Source organism: Nitrospira sp. Nam74 (assembly GCF_965152615.1).
Map to the genome: position 1 here is coordinate 91,333 of NZ_OZ224220.1, position 23,254 is coordinate 114,586.

Sequence of the window (23,254 nt, forward strand, 5' to 3'; positions counted from 1 at the left end):
TTCCTCAGTGCGCAGTTAACCCGCCGTCGATGGTGAATGAGCTTCCCGTCACCCATGATGCATCATCAGAGGCAAGGTAGAGGACCATCTTTGCGACTTCCTCCGATGTGCCCACGCGACGGATTGGATAGGCGGATAACACCTCGGCTTTCATCTCCGGATTGTTGAGCAGGGGAGCGGCCATCGGGGTATCAATCAAGCCGGGGCATACGGAGTTGCAACGAATCTTATCCTGAGCGTAGTCCATGGCGACGCATTTGGTAAAAAGCTCCAAGCCGCCTTTTGACGTTCCGTACGCCGCGCTGCCTGAAAATCCGATCAGACCTCCAACAGACGACATATTGATGATGGAGCCGCCACCATTCTTTAACATGACGGGCACGGCTGCGCGAGTCATCCGAAACACTCCCGTGAGATTCACGTCGAGCACCTCATTCCATGTGGCATCATCGATTTCGTGCAGAAGTTTGCCGAAGGCGCCGATGCCGGCATTGTTAACAAGAATATTCAGTGTGCCGAAGGCGCGAACACACTGGTCCACGACGGATCGCACATGAGATTCATCGATGACGCTTCCGGCAACAGCCAGCGCTCGGCCCTTTTTGCGGTCGATACCCGCCACGACCTGATCCAATAGATCCTTCCTTCGCCCGGTCACGACCACGGCGGCACCTTCTGCGGCGAGCACGTCGGCAATCGCCGCGCCGATCCCTGCATTCGCGCCGGTGACGACGGCCACTTTCCCCGCTAGACGCATGGGCCCGCCTCCTCATTGTCCCGCATCTCGTCTTGGTCAGTCTCATCGATCGGCACAGGTTCAGCCTGTGTTTTGCGCCATAGGCCCGGTTCGATTTTGCGCGCCACGGTCAGAAATCCAGAATGGGCGACCATGCGATGATCGGGCCTGACGCTTCGTCCTTGAATATTCCATGTACGCAACAGTGTTTCAAAGGTGCTAATCATGCCGAATACATTCGCTCGCTCCAGAGCATCCACAGTCTGCGTGACCTGGGGAACGGTCGGGACGAAGCTCAGATAGATCCCGCCGGAACGGAGCGCGTCGACCGCATGGGGAACCACTCGCCACGGCTCCGGCAAGTCCAGGACGAGCCGATCAAAAAGCGGCGTGCGGTCCTCAGGCTTGATCCCTTCATAGACATCGGCGCGCCGGGATGTCAACGTTGAGACCGGACCCAGATACCGTTCGATGTTCTTCAGTGCGGTTCGCGCAAAGTCCTCTCTCGCCTCATAGGTCACCACGGCGCCTCGTTCGCCGACGGCGCGAAGGAGCGTCATGGTCAAGGCCCCGGAACCGGTGCCCGCCTCGAACACGCGTGCGCCGGGATAGATGTCCGCCCACATAGCGATCAGCGCCAAATCTTTGGGATACAGAACCTGCGCCCCCCGTGGCATTTTGAGGACGTAATCACCGAAGGTGGGTCGCAACGCGAGCATACGTTTGCCGCGTGAGAGCGTGACGAGGGAACCATCCGGTTGTCCTATCAGCGCATCGTGCGCGACCATCTCTCCGCTATGCTGATAGGTTTCGCCGGCTTTGAGCGTCAGCGCATAGTGCCGTCCGTTCTTATCGACCAAATGAACGCGTTCGCCATTTTGAAATTGCATGCGGCCATTGTAGGAGAACGTTCCAAACCTTTTCAACACGGCATCGCGCTCGATGAGCGCACTGCGTTTCTTGACACCGTATGATGCGGCTCCTATGATCAATTCGCAAGCGGGCGAGGAGCACTGATGTCGTCGGCACCCGTGTTCAAGATTCGTCGCGGTTTTCTCTTTCACTTTCTCTTCCTTTCTCTGCTGTTTGATTGGGCCATCACGTTGTCCGCGCAAGCGGCTGCACCAGTCGTTGTGGCGACGTATGAAGGGGTCATCAACCCGGTCGCGGCAGAGTACCTTCACGACGCCCTGGCGTGGGCAGAAGCGAATCATGCCCAGGTCGTCATCCTGCGGCTCGATACCCCGGGTGGACTCGACACGTCTATGCGGCTGATGATTAAGGACCTCACCGGATCGACGATTCCCGTTGTGGTCTACGTGGCTCCCTCAGGCGGCCGTGCGGCATCCGCGGGCGTATTTCTGACGATGGCCGCTCATGTGGCGGCTATGGCCCCCGGCACGAATATCGGCGCGGCTCATCCCGTCGCCCTGGGTGGTGGAGAGATGGATAAGACGATGAGGGAGAAGGTGGAGAACGACTCCGTCGCGTACCTCAAGTCCATTGCGGAACAACGAGGCCGCAATGTGCACTGGGCCGAGGACGCCGTGCGCAAAAGCGTATCGGTCACTGAAAAGGAAGCGCTCAATCTAAAGATCATCGATCTCATCGCTGAAGATCTTCCCGGGTTGTTGAAGAAGTTGGACGGACGTAAGGTGCCGATGGGGCAAGCTTCCGTGGCGTTACAGAGCAAGGATGCGGAGGTATTGGATTTTCCGATGGGGTGGCGCCTCGAATTACTCAAAGCACTCAGCGATCCCAATATTGCCTATTTGCTCATGACGTTGGGCACGATTGGATTACTGGCCGAACTCTATAATCCGGGGGCCATTCTACCGGGAATTGTCGGCGCGATTAGTCTGATTCTCGGCTTCTACTCCTTGCAGTCCTTGCCGATCAATTACGCCGGAGTCCTGCTGTTGCTCCTGGGTGTCGTGTTGTTTGTCCTTGAGGCAACGGTCACCAGTTATGGCTTGTTAGCAATCGGCGGTGTCCTCTCTATGTTGTTGGGCTCACTGATGTTGATCAAGACGGACGCGCCGTTTCTGCAAATTTCCTGGGCCGTCATTATTCCGGTGGTCGGGTTGGCCGCGCTCGTGTCGTTTGCGATTGTCGGTATGGGTGTGCGGGCCATGCGCCGACAGCCCATCACCGGCCGTGAAGGGATGGTAGGATTGGTCGGCGTTGCCAAAACAGCGCTCTCCCCCCGAGGCCAGGTCGCAGTCCGTGGCGAGTTGTGGGAGGCCATGAGCGAGGAACCGGTCGAGGCGGGAAGGATGGTCGAAGTCACCGCCATCGAGGGACTGAAGCTGCGCGTGAAGTCCACTCCGGAAAAGGGAGCCCTGCGATGAATGTTCTGTTCAGTCCCATGATTCTGTTGCTGCTCGTGCTCGTCATCATCGGAATGGGCTTTCATGTCCTGCGGGAATACGAACGGGCGGTGATTTTTCGCTGGGGCCGGTTGGCGCGTGGCATCATCGGCGGCAACGGGCCGGGCGTCGTCGTCATCATTCCATTCATCGATAAGTTGGTCCGGGTCAGTCTACGTACCGTCGCCATGGATGTTCCACCGCAGGATGTCATCACCAAAGACAACGTGTCCGTGAAAGTGAATGCGGTCATCTATTTCCGCGTCGTCGACCCGCAACGGGCGATTATCGAGGTGGAGGATTATCTCTATGCGACGTCGATGATGGCCCAGACCACCCTCAGAAGCGTGTTAGGCCAGGGGCAATTAGATGACTTGTTGGCGAGGCGAGAGGAAATCAACACTGAGCTGCAACGCATCATCGATACCCAGACCGAACCATGGGGCGTGAAAGTGTCGGCGGTCGAAGTGAAAAACGTCGATCTTCCCCAGGAAATGCAACGGGCGATTGCGAAACAGGCCGAAGCTGAGCGTGAGCGACGATCGAAAGTGATCCATGCCGAAGGCGAATATCAGGCCGCGCAGCGGCTGGCCGATGCTGCCACCATCATGAGCCAGAATCCTGTGGCGCTCCAACTCCGCTATCTTCAGACGTTGGTCGAAATTGCCGCAGAAAAGAACTCGACGACGATCTTCCCGGTCCCCATCGACATTCTCGCCCCGTTCATCAATGCGTTGGAGAAGAAGACGTAATCCTTCCTTGATTTCTGCTGTAATGGGCTTATCTCGTGTGGTGCAAGTGGCACCAGTCTTGAATCTTTTACGCGCTATCAGTCTCTAACAATCTAGATGGCACAACTCCGATCCCATTCTAGGGCCGGAGAACAGAGGGCAAATTCATGATCAATCATCAAAACATCGAACTGGAACAAGAGGAAGATCTGGTCCTGGATCCTGAGTCGGATGATTCGGAAGCCAGCGATATCCTGGAACTTATCGAGCGTGAGTCCAGTGCAACTCAGGAACCTGAAGTGCTCAGCGAGCCAGTCCCGGCCGCTGCTAAGGCACCGGCGGAAGATCTGGCCCTGGAATCGCTGTATTTTCGGTCATTTGGCGAACGACCGCTGTTGAAACGCGAGGAAGAAATTGCTCTGGCGAAGCGGATCGACCAAGGAACTCGGGCAATCCGGGCCGTCCTGCGTGAAACGCTCAAGTTAGCCGTGAAAATGCGGAAAGATGATGTAATCGTCGACGCCGTACATCAACTGAATGAAGTGCGCCAGCTCAGCGGCTTTTCCGCCACAGCGTTGGACAATACCGAGCGTCTTCTTGCCACACTCATCAGCGCGGCACGCCAGCATCGAGCGGGTGGATATCGAGAGAAGCAATATGAGCGCGGCCTTCGGCAACTTCGTGAAGCGCGCGTGGTTCTTGAGCGGGCGAAGGACGAAATGGTCCGGTGCAACTTGCGCCTCGTGGTAGATATTGCCAAGCATTACAACGGCAAAGGGCTCGGCCTGCTTGATCTGATTCAGGAAGGCAATATCGGGTTGATGAAGGCGGCGGAGCGCTATCAATACCGAAAAGGGTTCAAGTTCAGCACTTACGCGACATGGTGGGTGCGTCAGGGGATCACTCGCGCCCTGGCCGACCAATCCCGCACGATCCGGATTCCCGTGCACATGACCGAATCCTCACACCGCATTGTACGGACCACCCGTCGGTTGGCCCAACAGTTCGGGCGAGAGCCGAAAGCGGAAGAGATCGGCCGGTCATTGCAGATCCACCCGGATAAAATCAAGGACACACTCCAGATTTTCCAGGAGCCGGTGTCGCTGGACAATCCGGTCGGTGATGGAGAGACCCTTTTTGGAGAACTCATTGCCGACCGCCATGCGATGCCTCCTGATTCCCATGTGAACCGTACTGAGCTGACGCGTGAGCTCGATCGAATCTTAAGTACGCTGACGCCGCGCGAGCAGATAGTGATACGGATGCGCTTTGGGATTGGTCAGGATGAACCGTTTACACTTGAGCAAGTCGGCCAAAACCTATCTGTGACCCGCGAGCGCATTCGGCAGATTGAAGCCAAGGCCTTGAAGAAGCTGAAGACGCCTGAGATCAAGCAGATGTTTGCCGCAATCAAGGACTAACCCTTGGGGGAGCCAAGCCGGGAACCCCGCTTGGCTCTCCTCTACTTCTCCTGTCCGGATTCCCACCAGGACGTCTTGTCTTTTAGTGGACAAGTCTTCACTAGCAGCCCCGTGACCCCGTGTAAGTCCGTACCCAGCGGTCCGTGTAGGGGGGTGATGCGAAGTTACGTTACTTCATGTAAGCTGTTGGAGGTCCGCTTGTCATCCCGGAACATCGAATCTTCTGCAGTGTGGCAAACCGTTCCACCGCACTGGCACTCATCCCGCCCTTTCGGTAGAATGACTCTCCGTATCTCCCTAAGCCGATAAAGATTGAGGTGGCTTATCGAACGGTTCCTCCGCTCATGGTTCAGTCTCGCGATCACGTCTTGTCTGAATCTCCTTCCATTCGTGTGCTGTGCTCCCGCTCATAGCCGTTCGGATGACCTTCCCCATAAAGATATGTCGGTGCCTGCAGTCGTGGCATCCGTCAGACCTTCGGTCGTCGCCATCATGACCCGGGGCGTCCCTCCTAATTCTCCGCTTCACCCTGCACCCCCGGGATCCGGATCAGGGGTGATCGTCGACGAGCAGGGATATATTTTGACGAACAATCATTTAGTAGAAAATACAAAAAGCGTTGTCGTTGGCCTTCCGTCAGGTCGGCTGACGCCCGGTCGTGTGGTGGGCCGGGATTTTTTGTTGGATCTGGCGCTTATCAAGATCCAGGCTAAAGACTTGACCGCCGCTACGCTCGGGCGGTCGTCTACCCTTCAAATCGGGGAAACGGTCGTCGCGATCGGGAATCCCTTTGCGCTAAAGGGCGGCTCGACCGTGACGGTTGGAGTGGTCAGTGCGTTGGACCGATCTATTGTCACTCCCAATGGAGAGACGCTGTATGACTTGATTCAGACCGATGCGGCTATTAATCCCGGCAACAGTGGTGGTCCTTTGGTCGACCTGTCCGGCCGTGTAGTGGGCATGAATGTCGCTGTCGCGCCGTCCGCACAGGCGATTAGCTACGCGATTTCGATGGATGCGGCCTTTCCACAGGTACAGTCCATGATCGTCCGAGGGAGTATCATGCGCCCTGATCTGGGGTTTTTCCCTGTGACCGTTACGCCGAGCATTGTCGCGAGCTTTTCATTGGAAATTGATCGCGGCGTCCTCGCGGCACAGGTAGAGCCAGCCAAGCTCGCGGCGCAAGCAGGCCTTCAAACGGGCGACGTCATTACCGCCGTGGACAATATTGAGATCTACAACATGGGTGATTTTTGGCACGCCTATCTTCGTCCCGGTGACCCGCTCCCCGCCCAGTTGAGGGTATTCGGGAAAAATGGGCAGGTCACCCTGTCTCTTCCGCGTGATGCGTTTGCACAAAGCGACCGATCCCCATGATTCCGCCATCCGCTCAACGACCTGTGCGTGGCACCGTTCTTTCACTTGATCGAGTGGAGTATGAGGAAGCTTGGAACCTGCAGCGCCTGCTGGTGGAACGGCGCGCCATAGATCACGTGCAAGATACATTGGTGCTGCTTGAACATGACGCCGTATTCACGATTGGGCGAAGCGGGCGCGAGGAGCATTGGGGGCGCGATGAGCGTCGCCTGGTACAGTTCGGTTACCCGGTCTATCGGGTCGAACGCGGCGGCTCGATTACCTTTCATGGACCCGGGCAACTCGTCGGCTATCCGATTCTCCGTTTAGCGTCTTTCTGTCCCGGCCCCAAGGCTTATGTGCATCTGCTGGAGGAGGTCCTCATTCGAACTGTGGCACAATGGGGTATTATTGGGCGACGGATCGACAAATGGCCTGGACTCTGGGTGGGGTCCGAGCATCCTGCGAAAATTGCCGCCCTTGGGGTGAAGATCCAGCGCGGCGTCACCATGCATGGGTTGGCTTTGAATGTGACGATGGATCTATCCCCATTCCAACTGGTGACACCGTGCGGAATCGAGCAGTGTCGTGTCACGTCCATGGGCAACGTGCTGGGGCATGACGTTCGAATGGATACGGTTCGCCGTCGGATGGTGGAGATGTTTGGAGAGGTGTTCGGCATAGAATGGACGGAATGGATGACCGATGTAGGTACCATCCGACAACGGTGGGGGGCAGAGAATTCCGTCCAGGCGATAAGGGAGTTTGCTGATGAATTCGACGAATGAATTCGATACACCGATGTTTCGGCTGGCTGTGGCGCAGTTCGATCAGGCCGCTGAACTAATGGGGTTGGACCGCAATCTTCGTGAACGCTTGAAAATGCCGGACCGGTCGCTCATCGTCAGTGTACCTATTCGGATGGATAACGGCGCGGTGAAGGTCTTTACCGGGTATCGCGTCAAGCATGATTCTGCCCGAGGCCCTTCCAAGGGCGGCATTCGGTACCATCCTGACGTCAACCTCGGTGAGGTTGCAGCCCTCGCCATGTGGATGACCTGGAAATGTGCCCTCGCTGGACTGCCCTACGGCGGCGCAAAGGGTGGAGTCCGTGTGGCCCCCGAACAGCTGTCCCCGGGCGAATTGCAGCGTTTGACCCGCCGGTATGCCGCCGAGATTTTTCCTATGATCGGCCCCGACCAAGACGTGCCGGCTCCCGATGTCGGGACCAATCCGCAGGTAATGGCGTGGATCATGGACACGTATAGCCAGCAGGTCGGCTTCGCCGTCCCGGGTGTGGTCACGGGCAAGCCGTTGTCTATCGGAGGGAGCCTCGGACGCGAAGAAGCGACCGGACGGGGAGTCGTCTATGTGACGCTGGAGGCTATGCGGCATCTCAAGCTGGCCGTTGAGGACGCCACGGTTGTTGTGCAAGGATTCGGGAACGTGGGTTCGCACAGCGCTCGGATTATGCACGAGGTCGGCGCGAAAGTTATTGCGGTCAGCGACAAGACCGGTGGTCTCTATAATGAGAAGGGGCTGGATATCCCGACTCTGCTAACCCGGTATCAGTCCGAGAAGCAACCATTGTGTGACATTGCACTCGGTGAACGGATCACGAATGAAGAGTTGCTCGCGCTGCCTTGCACGGTGCTGGTACCCGCGGCGTTGTCCGAGCAGATTACTGCCACGAATGCGGCACGCATTCGCTGCCGGATCTTAGCGGAAGGCGCAAACGGTCCGACGACACTGGAGGCCGATCCCATACTGGCCGATCAGGGCGTCTTTATCATTCCTGATATCCTCGCGAATTCAGGTGGGGTGATCGTGTCATATTTCGAGTGGGTGCAGGATGCGCAGCGATTTTTCTGGAAAGCCACGGACATTCAAGATCGACTGCATGAGATCATCACGGCGGCGTTCGAACGCACCGTCGAATTTGCCACACGTCAGCGAACCTCCATGCGCATGGCAGCGTTCATGAATGGCATCGATCGTGTGGCGCAAGCCCATCTGTCTCGAGGGCTCTATCCCTGAAGTGGATACCGGTGGTGATCAGATACGTATTGGCGATGATCGCCGGGATATGGATGGCCGATGGCTTGGCGCTGCTTGTAGCTCCGCGTCAAGTTATGGCACACGTGCGCGAGGTGTTAGCGGTGTCGCCCAAAGTCCTCAGCTGGGAGGGGATGGCTGTCGTGTTGGGCGTATGTTTGTTGGCCGGGACCCGGGGATTTCATTACGAAATGCTGTGGGCCATGACGGGAGGCGTTATGGTGGCGAAGGGCGTATTCCTGATGATGGGGCCTGAACGGTGGCGACAGAGCGTGCTGGATTGGTGTCTTCGTCGCGACGATGTCGATTACCGCTTTTGGGGACTGGGCCTTTGCACGCTTTCAGTGCTTCTGTTGCATGCCTCGGGCTGGATTGGGACGGAATGAATCTGTACGGCGCCATAACCCCACTGATTCATGGATCAGGACAATAGGATGAACACGGATCTGCATACGCTGTGGGCGGTGCACCGTGAGGCCGGCTGGCCGGCGATGTCTACGCCGCACGAAGGAGAATTGATGACTCTGGACACGGTCGTCAGCGGCTGCGCCGTGTACTTCTTTGATACCGATGAAACACTCGATCCTCCGCGCATCGACATGTTGCAGGAATGTCTTGCTGAGCTGGACGATCTCTGGCCTGACTTGTCAGGCGAGTGCATTGATTATTTCAGCCGGCTGCGAGTGCTTGCCGAACTGCTCTTGAAGTCGAGCGAGCCCTGAAGACGGGGAGGCGTTACTGCTCACCTCCCCACCTGCGTTATGGGAGCTCCACAATTTCCTTCTTCATCGGGCTCAGAATGCCCAGCAGCTCCTTCTTTTCCGCCTCGGGCACTTTAAACGTATCAAGCGACGCGACCAGGTCTTCAACGAGGGCGTTGAAGTCGGGGGCGGTGATTCTCATGCCGGCATGCGTGCTCTTCATGTCACGGCCGGTATAGGTGCACGGGCCGCCAGAGGCCGTACAGACCTGGTCGACCAAGTGCTTTTTGAGCCGTGGTATATCGGTGGTCGCAAATCGGTCATTGATCCGCTTGTCGTTCGCGACGTTTGCCACGAATTGGTCGACCACCGCTGTAATGGCCGGCTTTCCCCCAAGACGGTCATAGAGTGACTTTTCTCCTCCTTGGCCGGCTTGGGTTTGCGACGCCGAACATCCGGCGACAGCAATCGATAGAACAGCGAAGAACACCGTGTGCGTTCTCGGTCGTAGATCGTTCACTTGGTCCTCCCTCTAGTGTGAAATGAGTGTGCGAGCTTGATCTCAAGCAGCAAGACGCTTGGCAGCTCACCCTTGTCATGAGGGAGGATATCCAGGCCGGACACAATAGATCAAATATATTGTTTCTATAGAATGGATAGGATTAGACTATACAAATCCTATTTGAACCGGAGAAGTGGATGGAGTTACGACAACTACGATATTTTCTGGCCGTGGCGGAGAGCGAGAGTTTTACGAGGGGTGCCGAGAAAGTTGCGGTCTCCCAACCCTCCTTGTCGGTTCAGATCGCTGGGCTCGAATACGAACTTGGAGCGCCGCTGTTCGACCGGCTTGGTCGACGCGTGGCTCTGACTGAAGCCGGTCGGCTGTTCCGAGAGCATGCGCAACGGGTGATCCGTGAAACGGAGTTGGCGGTCCAGTCAGTGCGAGAGCTGACCGGCGCTGAGCAGGGCCGGTTAATCGTCGGCGCCGTGTCGACCATTAATTCTTATGTCATCCCTCCGCTGGTATGCCGGTTCAAACAGCGATTTCCTCACGTGGACCTTCACGTGTATGCGCAGCCATCCTCGACAATTGAAGAGGCTTTGCTGGCCAACCGCTTTGACGTTGGCCTCTGTCTCCTACCCGTCACGAACGATCGTCTGGTTGCCATGCGCCTGTTTACAGAAACGTTGGTGCTGGTGAGTCCGCCTGGTGTTCGTCTGACCGCGAAGCGACTTCGCATGCGTGAGCTCGCGAAACTTCCACTAGTATTGTTGCCGAGCGATTATTGTTTGCGAAAGATGATCGAAACTCAGTGTGCCGAGGTTGGAGTGCGGCCACAGGTGTCCGTCGAAATGACATCGCCAGAAGGGATTCTGGAGGCGGTGAAGCAGGGCGCCGGGCTGACGATTTTGCCCGAACTGTATGTTCGCCATCGCCTTCGAGGTAGCGGTTTGCGCCTGATTGAGTTGTATGATCCTGTGCCGAGGCACGATGTCGGAATGGTCTCTCTGGCTCATCGTCATCTCGGCAAAGCTGCTCAGGAGTTTGTCCGACTCTGCCGAACCACACTCGACGATCTTCAAGTTAGCCTCGATCATGCGCCGGTTCAAAAGGCTCCGTCTCGGCGTATCATCCATGCCGAGAGCCAGGGGTAGGTCTCGTCGGTTCCATTCGAATAGAGAGATATGTCAGTCAGTTTCCTTGAAGTTCGTCAGTTCTGTCGGCTACAATTGCCCGAGAATTTTTTCGGTTGCGAGCCTCATTGTCTTGTATCAGCGGGGTTAATAAGGAGGACGTAATGGCAGGGAGACGATGGGCGATCTGGCTTTCGTGTTGTCTCACCTTGATCGTTGCGGGGACGGTCTCCGCCGAGCCGTATGAGCTAAGCAAGAACGATGTTATGGATCCAAAGATCTTTAAAAGCTCGGACATTTCCTTGTTTGGCGTGAAACTCGGCGACCCCGAGAGCAAGGCCTACGATGTATTAGTCAATGAGAAAATCCCCGGTGTAAAGACCGAACAGGAAGCCACGTTTATTCTTCTCCTGGATCAACGCAAGCCCACGGGTCCCATGGCCGGAGTGCGCTTGATGGATGGCAAGGTAGATTTGATCTTTATCAATAACCGGTTCGCTTATAAGGCGCGCGGCCTGTTTCGCAATGTCCTCAATAGCGAAAGCCCTGACGATATTCGGAAGATTCTCGGCAAGGAAGACTATGGGGACGAAAATGTGATGGGAGCCGTGCTGAACTACGAGAAGCAGGGATTTGTCGTCAATTATCTCGGGAAGGACGTCAATATCGAATTCAATCCGCCTCAGTAAGGAAGTTTGCCTTTCAATTTCTGGTTTGCTCTCGGCCGTACATCGCCCTGCCGTGCGCTGCTCAAAAGAGGCACCGACCGCTCGTGGAAACTCGGAAGCGGCACCGCGGCTGAGTCGTGCACTATTGCAAGGCAGTCGTGGTGACATGTGGATTCTGGAGTCCGTACTTGATCAAATGCGTCGCCGTATTCCACCGAGATGAGGCGTGAAGCAGCACGAGGAGCAGTTCTTTTCCGTCTTGAGACACTTTGGCAATTAGACATCGTCCAGCCTTTGATGTGAAGCCTGTCTTGACCCCTTCGACACCCGGCATCCGACCCAACAACCGATTTGTGGTGCGCAGTAGGTAGGATCGATTCGTATTGAGCGCAGTGAGGACCGCGCGCTCCTCTTTGACGTACGACCGAAACAGCGGATGTTGAAGAGCCAGCTCGGTTAACGATGCGAGATCCTGCGCGGTCGTGTAATGCGTGGGCGAGTCAAAGCCGCATGCATTGCTAAAGTGTGTATGCGTGAGCCCCAGGGCCCGCGCCTTCACATTCATCAGCTCGACAAAGTTTTCCTCTGAGCCACCGACATGAATGGCCGCCGCCAGGCAGGCGTCGTTAGCCGATGTGATGAGCATCGCCTTTATCAGATCTTCCAGGCGGAAAATATGCCCTGCTCGTAACCGCAGATGCATTTTTCGCGCGGCCGCCGCCTCGCGGCTCACGGTCACATACTCATCCAACTTACCGTATTCAAGCATGACGAGAGCCGACATAATCTTAGTCAGACTCGCCGGAGAAAGCCGACGATTCGCCTCGAACGCATACAAAATCTGACCGCTGGAAATATCCTTTAAGAGGATGCTGTCCGCCGGGATACGAGAGCGGCGGAAGGTACGAAAAGGCGTGGTCTTCGGTGCATATGCGGGTGGACTTTGAAGGGCGGGCCTCGGCAACTTGGTCTCTGCAAAGGATTCGGTAGGGGCTAGGAGTACCCGTACTACACCCACAGAACAAAGAAGGATGATTAACAGTAACAGGAGGGAGGAAAAAGTGAAGGATCTGTCCAAAGGACGGTCAAGTCGAGAAGGTCTTCTGCGGCGATCAGAGGGTGATAGTCTCACGTACCTTGGCGCCACGGAATCCGTTATCGATGACCTTATGAAAGAAGCGTAGCAGATCCGCCAAATCCAACCAGAATCCGCAGTTGAGGCACCTGGCATAGAGGCGTCTGCTGAGCAGGGTGTAATTCCGCTCTACCATCATGTACCCGTTGCACTTCAAACAATGCATTCCATGTCCGTATGGGCGTAGTCATTCGTGAGAATGGCGCTCAAATAAAACCAGTCGCTTGTACCGCGGGCCGCTTCGCACTGTCAAGTCAAATAGGCTGTCTGCTATCGCAGGCGATTCATGATCAGCGCTAGACATCCGGCTAGGAGTCCTCCGCCAAGGATCGTGATCGCAAACGTGAGATAGGCAGCGGCTCCTCCCGATCGTGTCCCGTACAAGAGATCGTGAACTCCCCCTTGAACCATGAGGACCGATAAGGTGGTCAGAGCCCCAATGTTGAACCACCAAACAAATGTCCGCACGGTCGTGCCTTCTGTCGCCTCCACACACTAGAGCTGACTCTAACTGACGAGGGCAGGACTGTCAAGAAACTGGAAGAGACATCAAGATGAGGTGTGAGGAGATGCGGTGCCGGTTCGGACACCACGATGCAGGAATATCGTGACACTAGCGGCGCCGTTATTGGCCATGACCAGTCCCGGGACTTCCGTCGACTGAGTCGTGAGATTCAGCGTGGCTAAGGCAAAGGGGCCGCCACGTGTTCGGTAATTAATCGGCGGATAACGAAATGTTCCGTCTCCGCGTCCATAAAGGATCGAGAGGTTGTTGGATTGGACGTTTACAATCGCCACGTCCATTCGCCCATCGCCGTCGAAATCGCGGGCTAAGCCGTAGACCGGCCCGGTATCGGCGCCCGATTCTTTGCCGGCCTGGAATGTGCCATTGCCGTTGCCAAGAAAGATGGTAAACGTATCCATCTCGCCATTCATCACTAAGAGATCCACGAACTGGTCGCCGTTGAAATCGGCGAAGGTCACGACCAGGGGGCGTTTGCCTGTTCGGTAGTCGGTGGGATTGCGAAATGTGCCGTCACCATTCCCCAACCAAATCGACACCGCACTGCTCATCGGACCTCCGTTGGTGACCGCAAGGTCTAAGGTTCCATTGCGGTCCAGGTCTGCCACGGCGATGGACGTCGGAGTGTCCCCATACTCGTATTGTGGGCCGTCCACAAAGGTGCCGTCCCCTTGCCCGATCAGAATCTTGATTTTGTCGTTGCGCAATGCCACGGCGAGATCCGGCTTATGGTCTCCATTAAAGTCGCCCCCAGCAATGGACACGGGTGACTTGTGGACTCCATATCGTTGCCCGGATCCGAAGGTTCCATTTGCGAGGCCGAAGTAAATGGCAATCTGATCGCTACCGGAACAGGCAATAGCCAAATCCATGCGGCCATCGTCGTTAAAGTCGTCCATCGCCAAGGCGCGCGGCTCTTTTGCAACCGGGATTTGTTTTTGTTCCTTGAAGGTGCCATCCCCGTTGCCGAAGAGAAGTGACAGGGAATCATTGCCGATATTCGTAGTAATAATGTCCGTGATGCCATCTTCGTTAAAGTCCCAGGTTGTCACAGAGGTGGGATTTTTCCCAACCGGGTACGTGGCAAAAAGGTATAAAAGGTCTGGAGGAATATAGGGGTCTTTGTTGGAGCACCCGATCAAGAGAAGGTTCATGGCCAGCAAGAACCGGCAAATCCGTCCTGCAATCAATGGGATACGCAATGTACGAACGTGAGCCTGAGCCACGCCTGTGCCTGATATTACGACTGGAGTCGCCATTGATGAAACGCCGCCAGAGTATACCCACCACTCTAGAAGCTTAGCAACAGCGTTGAGGTGAGAGGGAAGAGTCGATACGCTCCTCTCTTACAACCCCCCTACAATGGTCACAGGCCATGCTCTTTCCTGTGGAAGAGTGGAGGTTCATTACGCTAGAATAACGCTGAATAAGGAGGGTTCCATGGCAGACGAGAAGATGAAGATTGAACTGACGATGTACGGAATTGCCGAAGTGCTGAAATGGTGCATTGACAGGAATAATGGTCGCATCGCCGGAGTAGACACCGCGGGCTTTAAAAACATGCAGGCGCTATTGGCTGAACGTCCGCAGGTTAATGACTATTTTACGCTGGATCAATTCTGGAAAAAACCGGTCGTTTTGGAGCTGACGAAGGAAGAAGTGGAAACCATTGATCGGTGTCTCTACGACATTCCGAATTTTGAAAATGTGCAACTGCCTCAAATCCGCCATAAATTCTGGCCAAAGCAATCGGTTGCGCATTGAAGACTTGTCATTGCCTCTGCCCCATTAAGGGACATTAGTCCCCTTGCGAAACTGACAGGCGCTGTGGTTTATTGAAAGCGGTGGAGGTGTGCGTGCTTTGGTCGTGCCCCAAAGCTCCGACGTCTCTCATCCTCCTGTAGAGATGTCCCCTCCACCCTTTCATGTTTGTTGGGCAATCCTCCCAAGCACGCTGGCATTCACCTACTGCATAGTCTCAAGATCCAGCTCCATCAATATGGCAATAGAGAGTCAAAACCGCCGAGTTGACCCTCAGCATTGACGATATCATTTGCCAAGCCGGTGCGGCCCACGGGGCCAAGAGCAGGTCGGCTCCGAAAGAAGTGGATCTTCTTGAGGGAACAGGTGCCGGAGCACAGATGGCACTCGGCCTCTGTGTTTTCGCAGGCCATAGCGAGGCAGCTTCATTCCAAAGCCACCTCGCCGGTATCGCCCAAGAAAGAAAGGCGGGGCAGTGTGTACTAGAGTGGTCCCTCGCCCTTTAAATACTTCCGAAAGCGGCCCATAAGCTCGGCGCCGAGCGTACCGCCTTCCGGCTTCTGTGTGGTGGGGTCGTTGAAATGTTGGCGGATTTCTTCAAGCCGTTTCCCGGCCTGTTCATTCCCTTGGAGTCGTTTCGTCTTTTCGAGCGCCGTTTCGAAGGCGTCAAACGTCAACTCGTTATAACCGAACGACCGAATTCGCTTCACAGCTTTCATCATCGCTTCATTGCGAAACGTCGTCAGATGTTCCGAGTCGATTTCCGTCAATTTCAGCTTCCGCGCCCGTCGTTCTGCCGCTTTTCGGATGCCACTGCGCACGAAATCCGGCGAGGTGAGCAGCCGTTTCCATGCCTCATCGCTCCACAGCACACGCTCCTGCGGTGCATCCCATAGCTGAACCAGGGTGGCTTCATCGATCTGAGATAGGCCCTTCTCTCGCGCAAGATCCTCCGTGTCCCTCTTCAACATATCGGTCACGAAGTCCATGGCGATCGGAGGCGAATTCTTGATTTTGTCTTGCAAGCGCGCTCGCGCGCCCTCCGTCCAGGTCATTGGAGAGGCAGCCTGTTCCTGCACATCGCCCAGCGCTTCGACCTTTTCAAACAGTTCGATATTGACCTCGAGATGGCCCCGCTCTACTGCCAGCTCTTCGGCGATCTGCTGAATCATGTGACGCATGAATTCAGGCACAGTTTCCAATCGCGCTTTTGCTGTTGCCGTCCAGGGAATCTTGCCCTGTCCGATCTGATCGGCCGCGGCGGCCATGCCGGATTCCCCGCCCATTCGGCCCATCATTTGCGATTTGAACTGATCGAGAATTTCAGCCGTAATTTCGGTGTAGCCTAGTTCGTGGGCTTTTCGCTCGGCCAGGCGTTTTACCATGCCGCGTAGAAAGATCGGCGCCCGTTCCATTCGGAACAGCGCTTCTTTCGACCAGACAATCTCCGCTTCAGTGGTCTGCGTTTTTGATTCAAACATGTAGTCCTCGTTATGACTTATTGAGGAGTTCTTTTAATTCCTTACCGGCTTTGAAGAACGGCACCTTTTTCGCCGGCACGCTCACGGTCGTGCCCGTTTTAGGATTCCGTCCTTCTTTCATACGACGACTGCGCAGGCGGAAGCTTCCAAACCCTCGGATCTCCGTCTTGTCACCTTTGTGCAGAGAATCCCGGATGCTGTTGAACATCGTGTTCACCACGATTTCGACCTGCCGCTTGGTGAGGGTGGGAATTTGCTCCGCAACCTTCTCGATGATCTGCGCCTTTGTCATACGGGATCCTCCTTCGGCCATGCGCCGTTTATGAGTATACGCCCCTTGTGGTCGCGACACGCGGACTTAGAACGCCATCAGATACTTGAGCCGAACACCGGTTTCGAGTTGAAGGCTCGGGAGTATCTTTCCCAGGTGTCCTTCAATCAACTCTCGAACGGAAAACCGCTTTCGCGGCTCGACGACCCGCGGTTCGCCCTCCATGCCCGCCATGTCAGCCGCCAATTTAATCGCGTCATTCAAGTCCCCTAATTCATCGACCAGCTTCGAAGTCTTCGCTTGCCGACCCGTGAAGATCCGTCCATCGGCCAGCGTTCTGACGTCTTTGATTTCAAGGGAGCGGCCCGTCGCAACGGCTTCGATGAATTGGCTATGCACGTCGTCCATCACGTTCTGAAGGATGCGGCGATCTTCAGCGTTCATGGCTCGAAAGGGAGACCCAACATCCTTATGGTCTCCACTTTTTATGACGACGCTTTCCACCCCGATCTTTTTCATGAGGCCTTCCACATTCGCCAATTCCATGATGACTCCGATGCTGCCCGTCAATGTGCCGGGATTCGCTACAATGCGATCGGTAGCCGCGGCGATGTAGTACCCGCCGGATGCGGCGACAGTGCCCATGGAAGCGATGACCAACTTGTTCTGCTTGTCTCGGATGCGCTTCACGGCGTCATGGATTTCTTGAGAGGGAACCACGCCTCCACCTGGACTGTCGATACGGACGACAATGGCCTTGACGAGCGGGTTTTCGCCATATCGTTTCAGCTCGCTGACGGTCTGTTGCGCGTCGAGGATGACTCCCTCCACGCGAATCAGTGCGATGCGTTCTTCCGTGGAGAGATCCAGGTCAGGAAACAGCACATTCATGAGAACGAGGAGAACGATCCCTGCCGCGACAATCCACAAAAATAGCCGAAACCGGCTTCGGCGACGTGGAGGGCCGGGTGTCTCTTCGTTCATGGGCGGCAACCGATTTGATTAGGATGTCGCAACGCTATTCCTCCTCGTGCTCTTCGCGCTTCTTTGTCTTTTTGGCGGTCCGGCCAAGGCTTTGATCCACAGTACCTTGACTCGCATGATACTCGTCCATCTCACGCCGTTCATAATCATTCCGGTGCTCACGCAGGCTAAGCGCGATCTTGCGCTCGTCGCGGTCTACCTTGATGATTTTGGCGGAGACGTCTTCGCCGAGCTTGAATCGCTCTTCAAGCTTTGCGGAAGGCTCCAGCGCAGTCTCGCTGATGTGAATCAATCCCTCGACTCCACCGTCCAGTTCCACGAACACCCCGAAATCGGTGATCTTCGTGATTTTCCCGGCCGCCGTCGAGCCCATTTTGTAACGTTGAGGAATTTCATCCTCCCATGGATCTCGGGACAGCTGCTTATAGCCTAACGAGAGCCGTTCCTTCTCTCGGTCAATCTTCAGGACGACCGCATCCACCTTTTGACCCTTCTTAAATAGCTCCGATGGATGCTTGATGTGCTTCGTCCATGACATATCGGAGATGTGGATGAGACCATCGATTCCTTCTTCAAGACCGATGAAGGCCCCAAAGTCAGTCAGGCTTTTGACCTTGCCTTCGATGCGCGTGCCGGAAGGATATTTCGACTCTACCATGTCCCACGGGTTTGGAGCCGTTTGCTTCATGCCGAGCGAAATCTTGCGGTTCGGGATATCGACATTGAGCACCGCGGCCTCGACTTGGTCGCCGATCGACACCAGACGAGAGGGATGTCGAACCTCGTGCGTCCACGACATTTCAGACACGTGGACCAGGCCTTCTACTCCCGGTTCCAGCTCGATGAACGCGCCATAATCCGTCAGGCTCACCACTTTGCCGCGTACCCGAGTCCCCACCTGATATTTCGCGGCTACATTCGTCCATGGATCGGCGCTCTTTTGCTTCAAGCCCAGTGAAATGCGGCCCGTCTCTCGATCGTACTTCAGCACCATCACCTCGACCTTATCCCCGACCATGAACATTTCCGAGGGATGGCCGACGCGGCCCCAGGACATATCCGTGATATGAAGCAGGCCGTCGATGCCTCCGAGATCGATGAAGGCGCCGTATTCCGTGATGTTCTTGACCGTGCCTTGAATCAACTGGCCTTCCTTGAGGGTCGACAGCGTCGTTTGGCGTTTCCGGTCACGGGTTTCTTCGAGGAGGACGCGGCGAGACACGACCACATTGCCGCGACGGTGATTGATTTTGATGATTTTGAAGGGGAACGTCTTGCCCACCAGTCCATCGAGATCACGGACCGGGTGTAGATCGATTTGTGAACCGGGAAGGAACGCCTTGACACCGATATCGACCATCATCCCACCCTTGATGCGCGAGATGACGCGTCCTTCCACGACTTTTTCATCTTGGTGAGATTTTTCGAGCTCCTCCCACACCTTCATCTTGTCGGCTTTTTCTTTTGACAGAACGAGGTTGCCTTCTGCATCCTCGCGATCCTCGATATAGACCTGGATAGGGTCTCCGGCTTTCGCCGTCTGGAGTTCCTCGGTTGAAAACTGATCCGCAGGGATCATGCCTTCGGATTTGTAGCCGATGTCGACGACGACTTTGTCTTTTCCGACGGCAACGATCCGGCCCTCGATGATGGTGCCTTCTTCGAAGTTCTTAAAGGTCTCTTCATACAGGGCGGCAAGAGCCCCCCGGTCAAATTGCTCGTCTGTCTGCTTGGAAGCGGTAGTCATGCTTGCAGTGTCCAATCCTCCGACAATGGTCGGTGCTGATGGTGAAGGAAGGCGAACTTTTCTCAGCGTTAAAAAGTCCGTCTGCCGGATGTATGTCCTGCAGGGGGCGCGACGCCGCCTAATTCGGCGATACGCTCCATGACGGTCCGGCTCACATGTCGATACAAATCCTTGCGCGCTAACGTCTGCACGGCGGTCCTAAAATCGATGGGGGTACCGAACGTCACTTGAACGGGGTGAAACCTCAGACTCCATGAATTGATGGGCAGTGCTTCGTAAGTGCCCGCAATATAAGCCGGCAAGACCTGACACCCTGTTTCGGCCACAATCGTACCGATGCCGGGCTTCCCCGGCATGAGATGGCCTGTCCGTGTTCGCGTCCCTTCAGGGTAAATCACGACCGCTTGTCCTCTTTTAATCAATTCAATCGCCCGTTTAAAGCCTGTCCGATCTAACCTGTCGTGCCGTATCGGAATCCAACCGAGCCATTGGAGCACTTCATTAAGTCCTGGGATCGGAAAGAGATCCTGACGCCCTAAGAAGGCCACACGCCGGTGAATGCCGCATCCCAGCAATGGGATATCGAGGAAACTGGCATGGTTAGCGGCGATCAATAGCCCGCCATTCTTGGGAATCTGCTCGGTTCCAATAGCGCGATAGCGGAACCCGAGACGACCCATGACACGAAACAGGCCCCACAGACACCAGTAAATGACCCCACTCACTGTTTCGACGAAATCGCCATCATCAGCTTTTCGATGACCTCATCAATGCTTAACGTGGATGTATCGAGGACGATGGCATCGCGTGCGGGCTGTAACGGCGACAGGGACCGTGTGCGATCCCGATGGTCGCGCATTTCCATGTCTTGCTGCGTGCGATCCAATGGAACCGAGACGCCAGCCGTGACTAACTCTCGTTGGCGACGTGCTGCCCGAACGTCACTATCCGCGTCCAAAAAAAACTTCACCGAGGCTGCAGGGAAGACGCATGTTCCGATATCTCGCCCCTCGACGACGATATGACCTTCTGATCCCAGATTCCGTTGAACAGGGAGCAACCATTCGCGCACTGCCGGAATGGCTGAAACCACCGAGGCGATTTGACTGACTTCTGCCGTTCGGATTTCCTGCGTCACGTCCTGATCGTCCACTCGAATGCGTGGTGACCCTGGATCTGGGGTTACCGTAATCCGAGTGGAGGACAGCAACGTGGCGATCGCCATGTGGTCTGCCGGACTGATGCCGGAGCGCATCACCTTCCACGCAACCGCTCGGTAGAGGGATCCCGTATCCACATAACGATAACCTAAGCGTGTTGCGACCTGCCTCGCTACCGTGCTTTTCCCCACTCCGGCGGGTCCATCAATTGCGATTATCAGAATGTCCTCATCAGCTTCACGGACGGCTTATTATAGTCGTCGGTCAGGTTATGTCAATAATTCCAAGCGCTTCGCATTGAACCCAGGGAACGAGGTTTCGATGCAGTCGGTGTTGTCAATGTTCGTCGGTGCGTCGGCCACGAGTCCGGCCATCGCCAGCGACATGGCCACGCGGTGGTCACCGTAGCTGGTGCATGAGGCGCCGCGTAGCGTACGTCCGGCTGTCCCATGAATGATCAGACCGTCCGGTGTCTGTTCAATAGAGACGCCCATCTTCTTCAGTTCCGTGGCCATGGTGGCAATCCGGTCGCTTTCTTTGACCCGCAACTCTTCGGCGCCGGAAATGACGGTCTCACCGTCAGCCATCGCCGCAGCCACGCAGAGAATTGGAAATTCATCGATCGTTTGCGGGATCCGTTCATGACCGATACGGATGCCATGCAACCGACTCGCTCGGATGCGTAAATCAGCCACCGGTTCTCCGGCCTGCTCACGTGGATTGTAAATATGGATATCGGCCCCCATTTCAGTCAGGACGTCCAACACGCCGACCCGGGTTGGATTAATCCCCACATTCGTAATCGTGATATCGGACCCCGGATTGATGGAGGCGCCCACGAGAAAGAAGGCGGCTGAGGAGAGATCCCCCGGGATATGAAGCTCGCCTTTGCTGGACCAGCCCATGGATGGCCGTCCCTCTAACTCTACGGTGGTGCCCTCTTGTCGAACCGGGATTCCCAAAAATTTAAACATGCGCTCAGTGTGATCTCGGGAGCGCCGCGGTTCGGTGATCCGCGTGAGGCCTTCCGCAGAGAGGGCGGCGAAGAGCAATGCCGACTTCACCTGCGCACTGGCAACGGGTGAGACGTATGTCATTCCGCGTAACCGGCTTCCGGTCACCGCAAGCGGGGCGAGCTCTCCACCTTTTCTGCCGTTGATGGTCGCACCCATGGTTCGAATGGGTTTGACCACACGGCCCATCGGGCGGCGCCGGATCGAATTGTCCCCGGTCAGTACAGTAAAAAAATCTTGTCCGGCCAGGAGTCCCGTCAATAATCGGATGCCCGTCCCTGAATTGCCACAGTCGATGGGATTCTCCGGCTCGGTCAATCCCCACTGACCTTTGCCGTACACATGCAAGCTGGCGGGACTTTCATCAATCTGAATACCCATGGCTTGAAAAGCTCGAGCCGTATTCAGGCAGTCTTCGCCGGGGCAATAGCCGCTGATCGTTGTCTCCCCGTTTGCCAATGCGCTCAGCATGATGGCACGATGCGTGATGGACTTGTCACCCGGCACAGAGATCGTGCCCTTCAGTGGCCCAGCGGGATGGATGATTAAAGCGCTCATGGTGTGTTCAGCTGCTCGCGAGCTTGCCTGGCCCGCTCGAGTTCTTTTTCAATGCCGGGACCGTCTCCGAGCGAAATCAAGCGTTTCAAATGCTCCAAGCGCTGTTCGTATTGACCAATCATCGTGACGAGGTTGTCTCGATTCCATAAAAAGATATCCCGCCACATTTCCGGTGAGCTTGCGGCAATCCGTGTCGTATCGCGCAACCCTCCGCCGGCATAGGACAAGAGGTCAAGCTCGGGAGTCATCACCTGCCCCATCTCGACCAGCGCATTGATGAGCGAAAAGGCTGCCACGTGAGGCAAATGACTCACGGCCCCCAGAATGCGATCATGTTCAAACGGATCCATCGTCGAGACACGTGATCCGGCAGCCTGCCATAGGTCTCGGATGATTTCCATGGCGTGGCGGTCCGTGCGCGCCGTCGGCGTCAGGATGCATCGCGCTCCGCGAAAAAGGGTGACCGAACCGGCGGCGACACCAGTCTTCTCGCGTCCGGCAATGGGATGCGCGCCGACAAAACGCACACCGTCGGGCAATAACCCCTCAGCCTGCTCAACCAGACGTCCTTTGACACTTCCGACATCGGTGACGATAGCACCTGTTGAAAGGCGATGCCCCCATTCCTTCAGGTGCCGCTCATACGTATCGACGGGGGTCGCCAGGACGACCAGGTCCGCCTCGCGGACTGCTTCGATGGCATCCGCGACATAGCGGTCGATCGCGCCTAACTCCACCGCTGTCTTGAGATTGTCAACCCGTCGCCCTACGCCGACGATGGAGTCAGCGAGGTGTGCATGCTTCAGGACCAATCCAAGGGAGCCGCCAATGAGGCCGACTCCGATGATGGCCACTTGCTTAAAATGGTGAGACATGGTCAGCGGAAAGGACAGACGGCCGAGGGCCAGGAACTCAGGTCAGTGGATGTAATATTTTCTTCTCTCCC

25 protein-coding genes are annotated in these 23,254 nt (G+C 55.9%); 11 read left to right on the forward strand and 14 right to left on the reverse strand.

All coding sequences use genetic code 11. From position 1 onward, the window contains the following. Window positions 1-4: 4 nt before the first annotated feature. The gene (locus ACWHYZ_RS00465; protein ID WP_447985342.1) at window positions 5-757 is read right to left on the reverse strand and encodes an SDR family NAD(P)-dependent oxidoreductase; all 753 of its coding nucleotides are present in this window, start codon (window positions 755-757) and stop codon (window positions 5-7) included. Continuing rightward, entirely contained in the window at window positions 748-1,800 is a 1,053-nt protein-coding gene (locus ACWHYZ_RS00470) for a tRNA (adenine-N1)-methyltransferase (protein WP_447985343.1), read from the reverse strand. The genes ACWHYZ_RS00465 and ACWHYZ_RS00470 overlap by 10 nt, the downstream gene beginning before the upstream one ends. On the opposite strand from ACWHYZ_RS00470, the gene ACWHYZ_RS00475 reads away from it, so the two are divergent. The 8 genes from ACWHYZ_RS00475 to ACWHYZ_RS00510 all read left to right on the forward strand — a co-directional run bounded on the left by ACWHYZ_RS00475 (window position 1,753) and on the right by ACWHYZ_RS00510 (window position 9,390). Further along, entirely contained in the window at window positions 1,753-3,087 is a 1,335-nt protein-coding gene (locus tag ACWHYZ_RS00475) for an NfeD family protein (RefSeq protein ID WP_447985344.1), read from the forward strand. The genes ACWHYZ_RS00470 and ACWHYZ_RS00475 overlap by 48 nt on opposite strands. Window positions 3,088-3,104: 17 nt before the next feature. Beyond that, the gene (locus ACWHYZ_RS00480) at window positions 3,105-3,857 is read left to right on the forward strand and encodes a slipin family protein (RefSeq protein WP_447987500.1); all 753 of its coding nucleotides are present in this window, start codon (window positions 3,105-3,107) and stop codon (window positions 3,855-3,857) included. A gap of 146 nt (window positions 3,858-4,003) precedes the next feature. Continuing rightward, a complete protein-coding gene (locus ACWHYZ_RS00485; RefSeq protein WP_447985345.1) occupies window positions 4,004-5,257 on the forward strand; it encodes a sigma-70 family RNA polymerase sigma factor in 1,254 nt (417 codons plus the stop codon). Between the two features lie 447 nt (window positions 5,258-5,704). Further along, a complete protein-coding gene (locus ACWHYZ_RS00490; protein ID WP_447985346.1) occupies window positions 5,705-6,634 on the forward strand; it encodes a S1C family serine protease in 930 nt (309 codons plus the stop codon). Next, the gene (gene lipB / locus ACWHYZ_RS00495) at window positions 6,631-7,401 is read left to right on the forward strand and encodes a lipoyl(octanoyl) transferase LipB (RefSeq protein WP_447985347.1); all 771 of its coding nucleotides are present in this window, start codon (window positions 6,631-6,633) and stop codon (window positions 7,399-7,401) included. Before ACWHYZ_RS00490 ends, lipB begins: the two co-directional genes overlap by 4 nt. Beyond that, entirely contained in the window at window positions 7,385-8,650 is a 1,266-nt protein-coding gene (locus tag ACWHYZ_RS00500; protein WP_447985348.1) for a Glu/Leu/Phe/Val family dehydrogenase, read from the forward strand. Before lipB ends, ACWHYZ_RS00500 begins: the two co-directional genes overlap by 17 nt. 14 nt (window positions 8,651-8,664) lie before the next feature. Then, window positions 8,665-9,054, forward strand: coding sequence for a hypothetical protein (locus ACWHYZ_RS00505; protein ID WP_447985349.1), 390 nt, complete (start codon window positions 8,665-8,667; stop codon window positions 9,052-9,054). A 48-nt stretch (window positions 9,055-9,102) separates the two neighbouring features. Further along, on the forward strand, window positions 9,103-9,390 hold the full coding sequence (locus tag ACWHYZ_RS00510) for a hypothetical protein (RefSeq protein ID WP_447985350.1): 288 nt from the start codon (window positions 9,103-9,105) through the stop codon (window positions 9,388-9,390). Window positions 9,391-9,427: 37 nt separating this feature from the next. Here the strand turns inward: ACWHYZ_RS00510 and ACWHYZ_RS00515 are convergent, their stop codons facing one another. Then, complete coding sequence (locus ACWHYZ_RS00515) at window positions 9,428-9,889, reverse strand: group I truncated hemoglobin (protein ID WP_447985351.1); 462 nt, start codon at window positions 9,887-9,889, stop codon at window positions 9,428-9,430. Between the two features lie 179 nt (window positions 9,890-10,068). Here ACWHYZ_RS00515 and ACWHYZ_RS00520 point away from each other — a divergent pair, with 179 nt between their 5' ends. Continuing rightward, window positions 10,069-11,028 (forward strand): LysR family transcriptional regulator, encoded by a 960-nt coding sequence (locus ACWHYZ_RS00520; protein WP_447985352.1) that lies wholly within the window; start codon window positions 10,069-10,071, stop codon window positions 11,026-11,028. A 143-nt stretch (window positions 11,029-11,171) separates the two neighbouring features. Next, entirely contained in the window at window positions 11,172-11,696 is a 525-nt protein-coding gene (locus ACWHYZ_RS00525; protein ID WP_447985353.1) for a hypothetical protein, read from the forward strand. Between the two features lie 121 nt (window positions 11,697-11,817). Here ACWHYZ_RS00525 and ACWHYZ_RS00530 read toward each other — a convergent pair whose 3' ends face one another. The 3 genes from ACWHYZ_RS00530 to ACWHYZ_RS00540 form a co-directional block, all read right to left on the reverse strand. Then, a complete protein-coding gene (locus ACWHYZ_RS00530; RefSeq protein WP_447985354.1) occupies window positions 11,818-12,906 on the reverse strand; it encodes a D-alanyl-D-alanine carboxypeptidase family protein in 1,089 nt (362 codons plus the stop codon). A gap of 174 nt (window positions 12,907-13,080) precedes the next feature. Continuing rightward, entirely contained in the window at window positions 13,081-13,278 is a 198-nt protein-coding gene (locus tag ACWHYZ_RS00535) for a hypothetical protein (RefSeq protein ID WP_447985355.1), read from the reverse strand. An 81-nt stretch (window positions 13,279-13,359) separates the two neighbouring features. Then, complete coding sequence (locus ACWHYZ_RS00540) at window positions 13,360-14,559, reverse strand: FG-GAP repeat domain-containing protein (protein ID WP_447985356.1); 1,200 nt, start codon at window positions 14,557-14,559, stop codon at window positions 13,360-13,362. Between the two features lie 214 nt (window positions 14,560-14,773). Here ACWHYZ_RS00540 and ACWHYZ_RS00545 point away from each other — a divergent pair, with 214 nt between their 5' ends. Beyond that, window positions 14,774-15,097, forward strand: coding sequence for a hypothetical protein (locus tag ACWHYZ_RS00545; RefSeq protein WP_447985357.1), 324 nt, complete (start codon window positions 14,774-14,776; stop codon window positions 15,095-15,097). A 479-nt stretch (window positions 15,098-15,576) separates the two neighbouring features. On the opposite strand, the gene ACWHYZ_RS00550 is transcribed toward ACWHYZ_RS00545, so the two are convergent. The 8 genes from ACWHYZ_RS00550 to ACWHYZ_RS00585 all read right to left on the reverse strand — a co-directional run bounded on the left by ACWHYZ_RS00550 (window position 15,577) and on the right by ACWHYZ_RS00585 (window position 23,183). Further along, window positions 15,577-16,575 carry a PCP reductase family protein gene (locus ACWHYZ_RS00550; protein ID WP_447985358.1) on the reverse strand — a complete coding sequence of 333 codons (999 nt, stop codon included), beginning with the start codon at window positions 16,573-16,575 and terminating at the stop codon, window positions 15,577-15,579. A 10-nt stretch (window positions 16,576-16,585) separates the two neighbouring features. Next, window positions 16,586-16,867: an integration host factor subunit beta gene (locus tag ACWHYZ_RS00555; RefSeq protein ID WP_447985359.1), complete on the reverse strand. Its 282-nt coding sequence runs from the start codon at window positions 16,865-16,867 to the stop codon at window positions 16,586-16,588. A gap of 66 nt (window positions 16,868-16,933) precedes the next feature. Beyond that, a complete protein-coding gene (gene sppA, locus ACWHYZ_RS00560) occupies window positions 16,934-17,830 on the reverse strand; it encodes a signal peptide peptidase SppA (RefSeq protein WP_447985360.1) in 897 nt (298 codons plus the stop codon). 34 nt (window positions 17,831-17,864) lie between these two features. Then, a complete protein-coding gene (locus tag ACWHYZ_RS00565; RefSeq protein WP_447985361.1) occupies window positions 17,865-19,577 on the reverse strand; it encodes a 30S ribosomal protein S1 in 1,713 nt (570 codons plus the stop codon). A 68-nt stretch (window positions 19,578-19,645) separates the two neighbouring features. After that, window positions 19,646-20,257 (reverse strand): lysophospholipid acyltransferase family protein, encoded by a 612-nt coding sequence (locus ACWHYZ_RS00570; protein WP_447985362.1) that lies wholly within the window; start codon window positions 20,255-20,257, stop codon window positions 19,646-19,648. A gap of 41 nt (window positions 20,258-20,298) precedes the next feature. Then, window positions 20,299-20,961 carry a (d)CMP kinase gene (cmk, locus tag ACWHYZ_RS00575; protein ID WP_447987501.1) on the reverse strand — a complete coding sequence of 221 codons (663 nt, stop codon included), beginning with the start codon at window positions 20,959-20,961 and terminating at the stop codon, window positions 20,299-20,301. A 45-nt stretch (window positions 20,962-21,006) separates the two neighbouring features. Further along, window positions 21,007-22,308, reverse strand: a complete 1,302-nt coding sequence (gene aroA / locus ACWHYZ_RS00580) for a 3-phosphoshikimate 1-carboxyvinyltransferase (protein WP_447985363.1) — start codon at window positions 22,306-22,308, stop codon at window positions 21,007-21,009. Continuing rightward, entirely contained in the window at window positions 22,305-23,183 is an 879-nt protein-coding gene (locus ACWHYZ_RS00585; protein ID WP_447985364.1) for a prephenate dehydrogenase, read from the reverse strand. Before ACWHYZ_RS00585 ends, aroA begins: the two co-directional genes overlap by 4 nt. Between the last annotated feature and the right edge of the window lie 71 nt (window positions 23,184-23,254).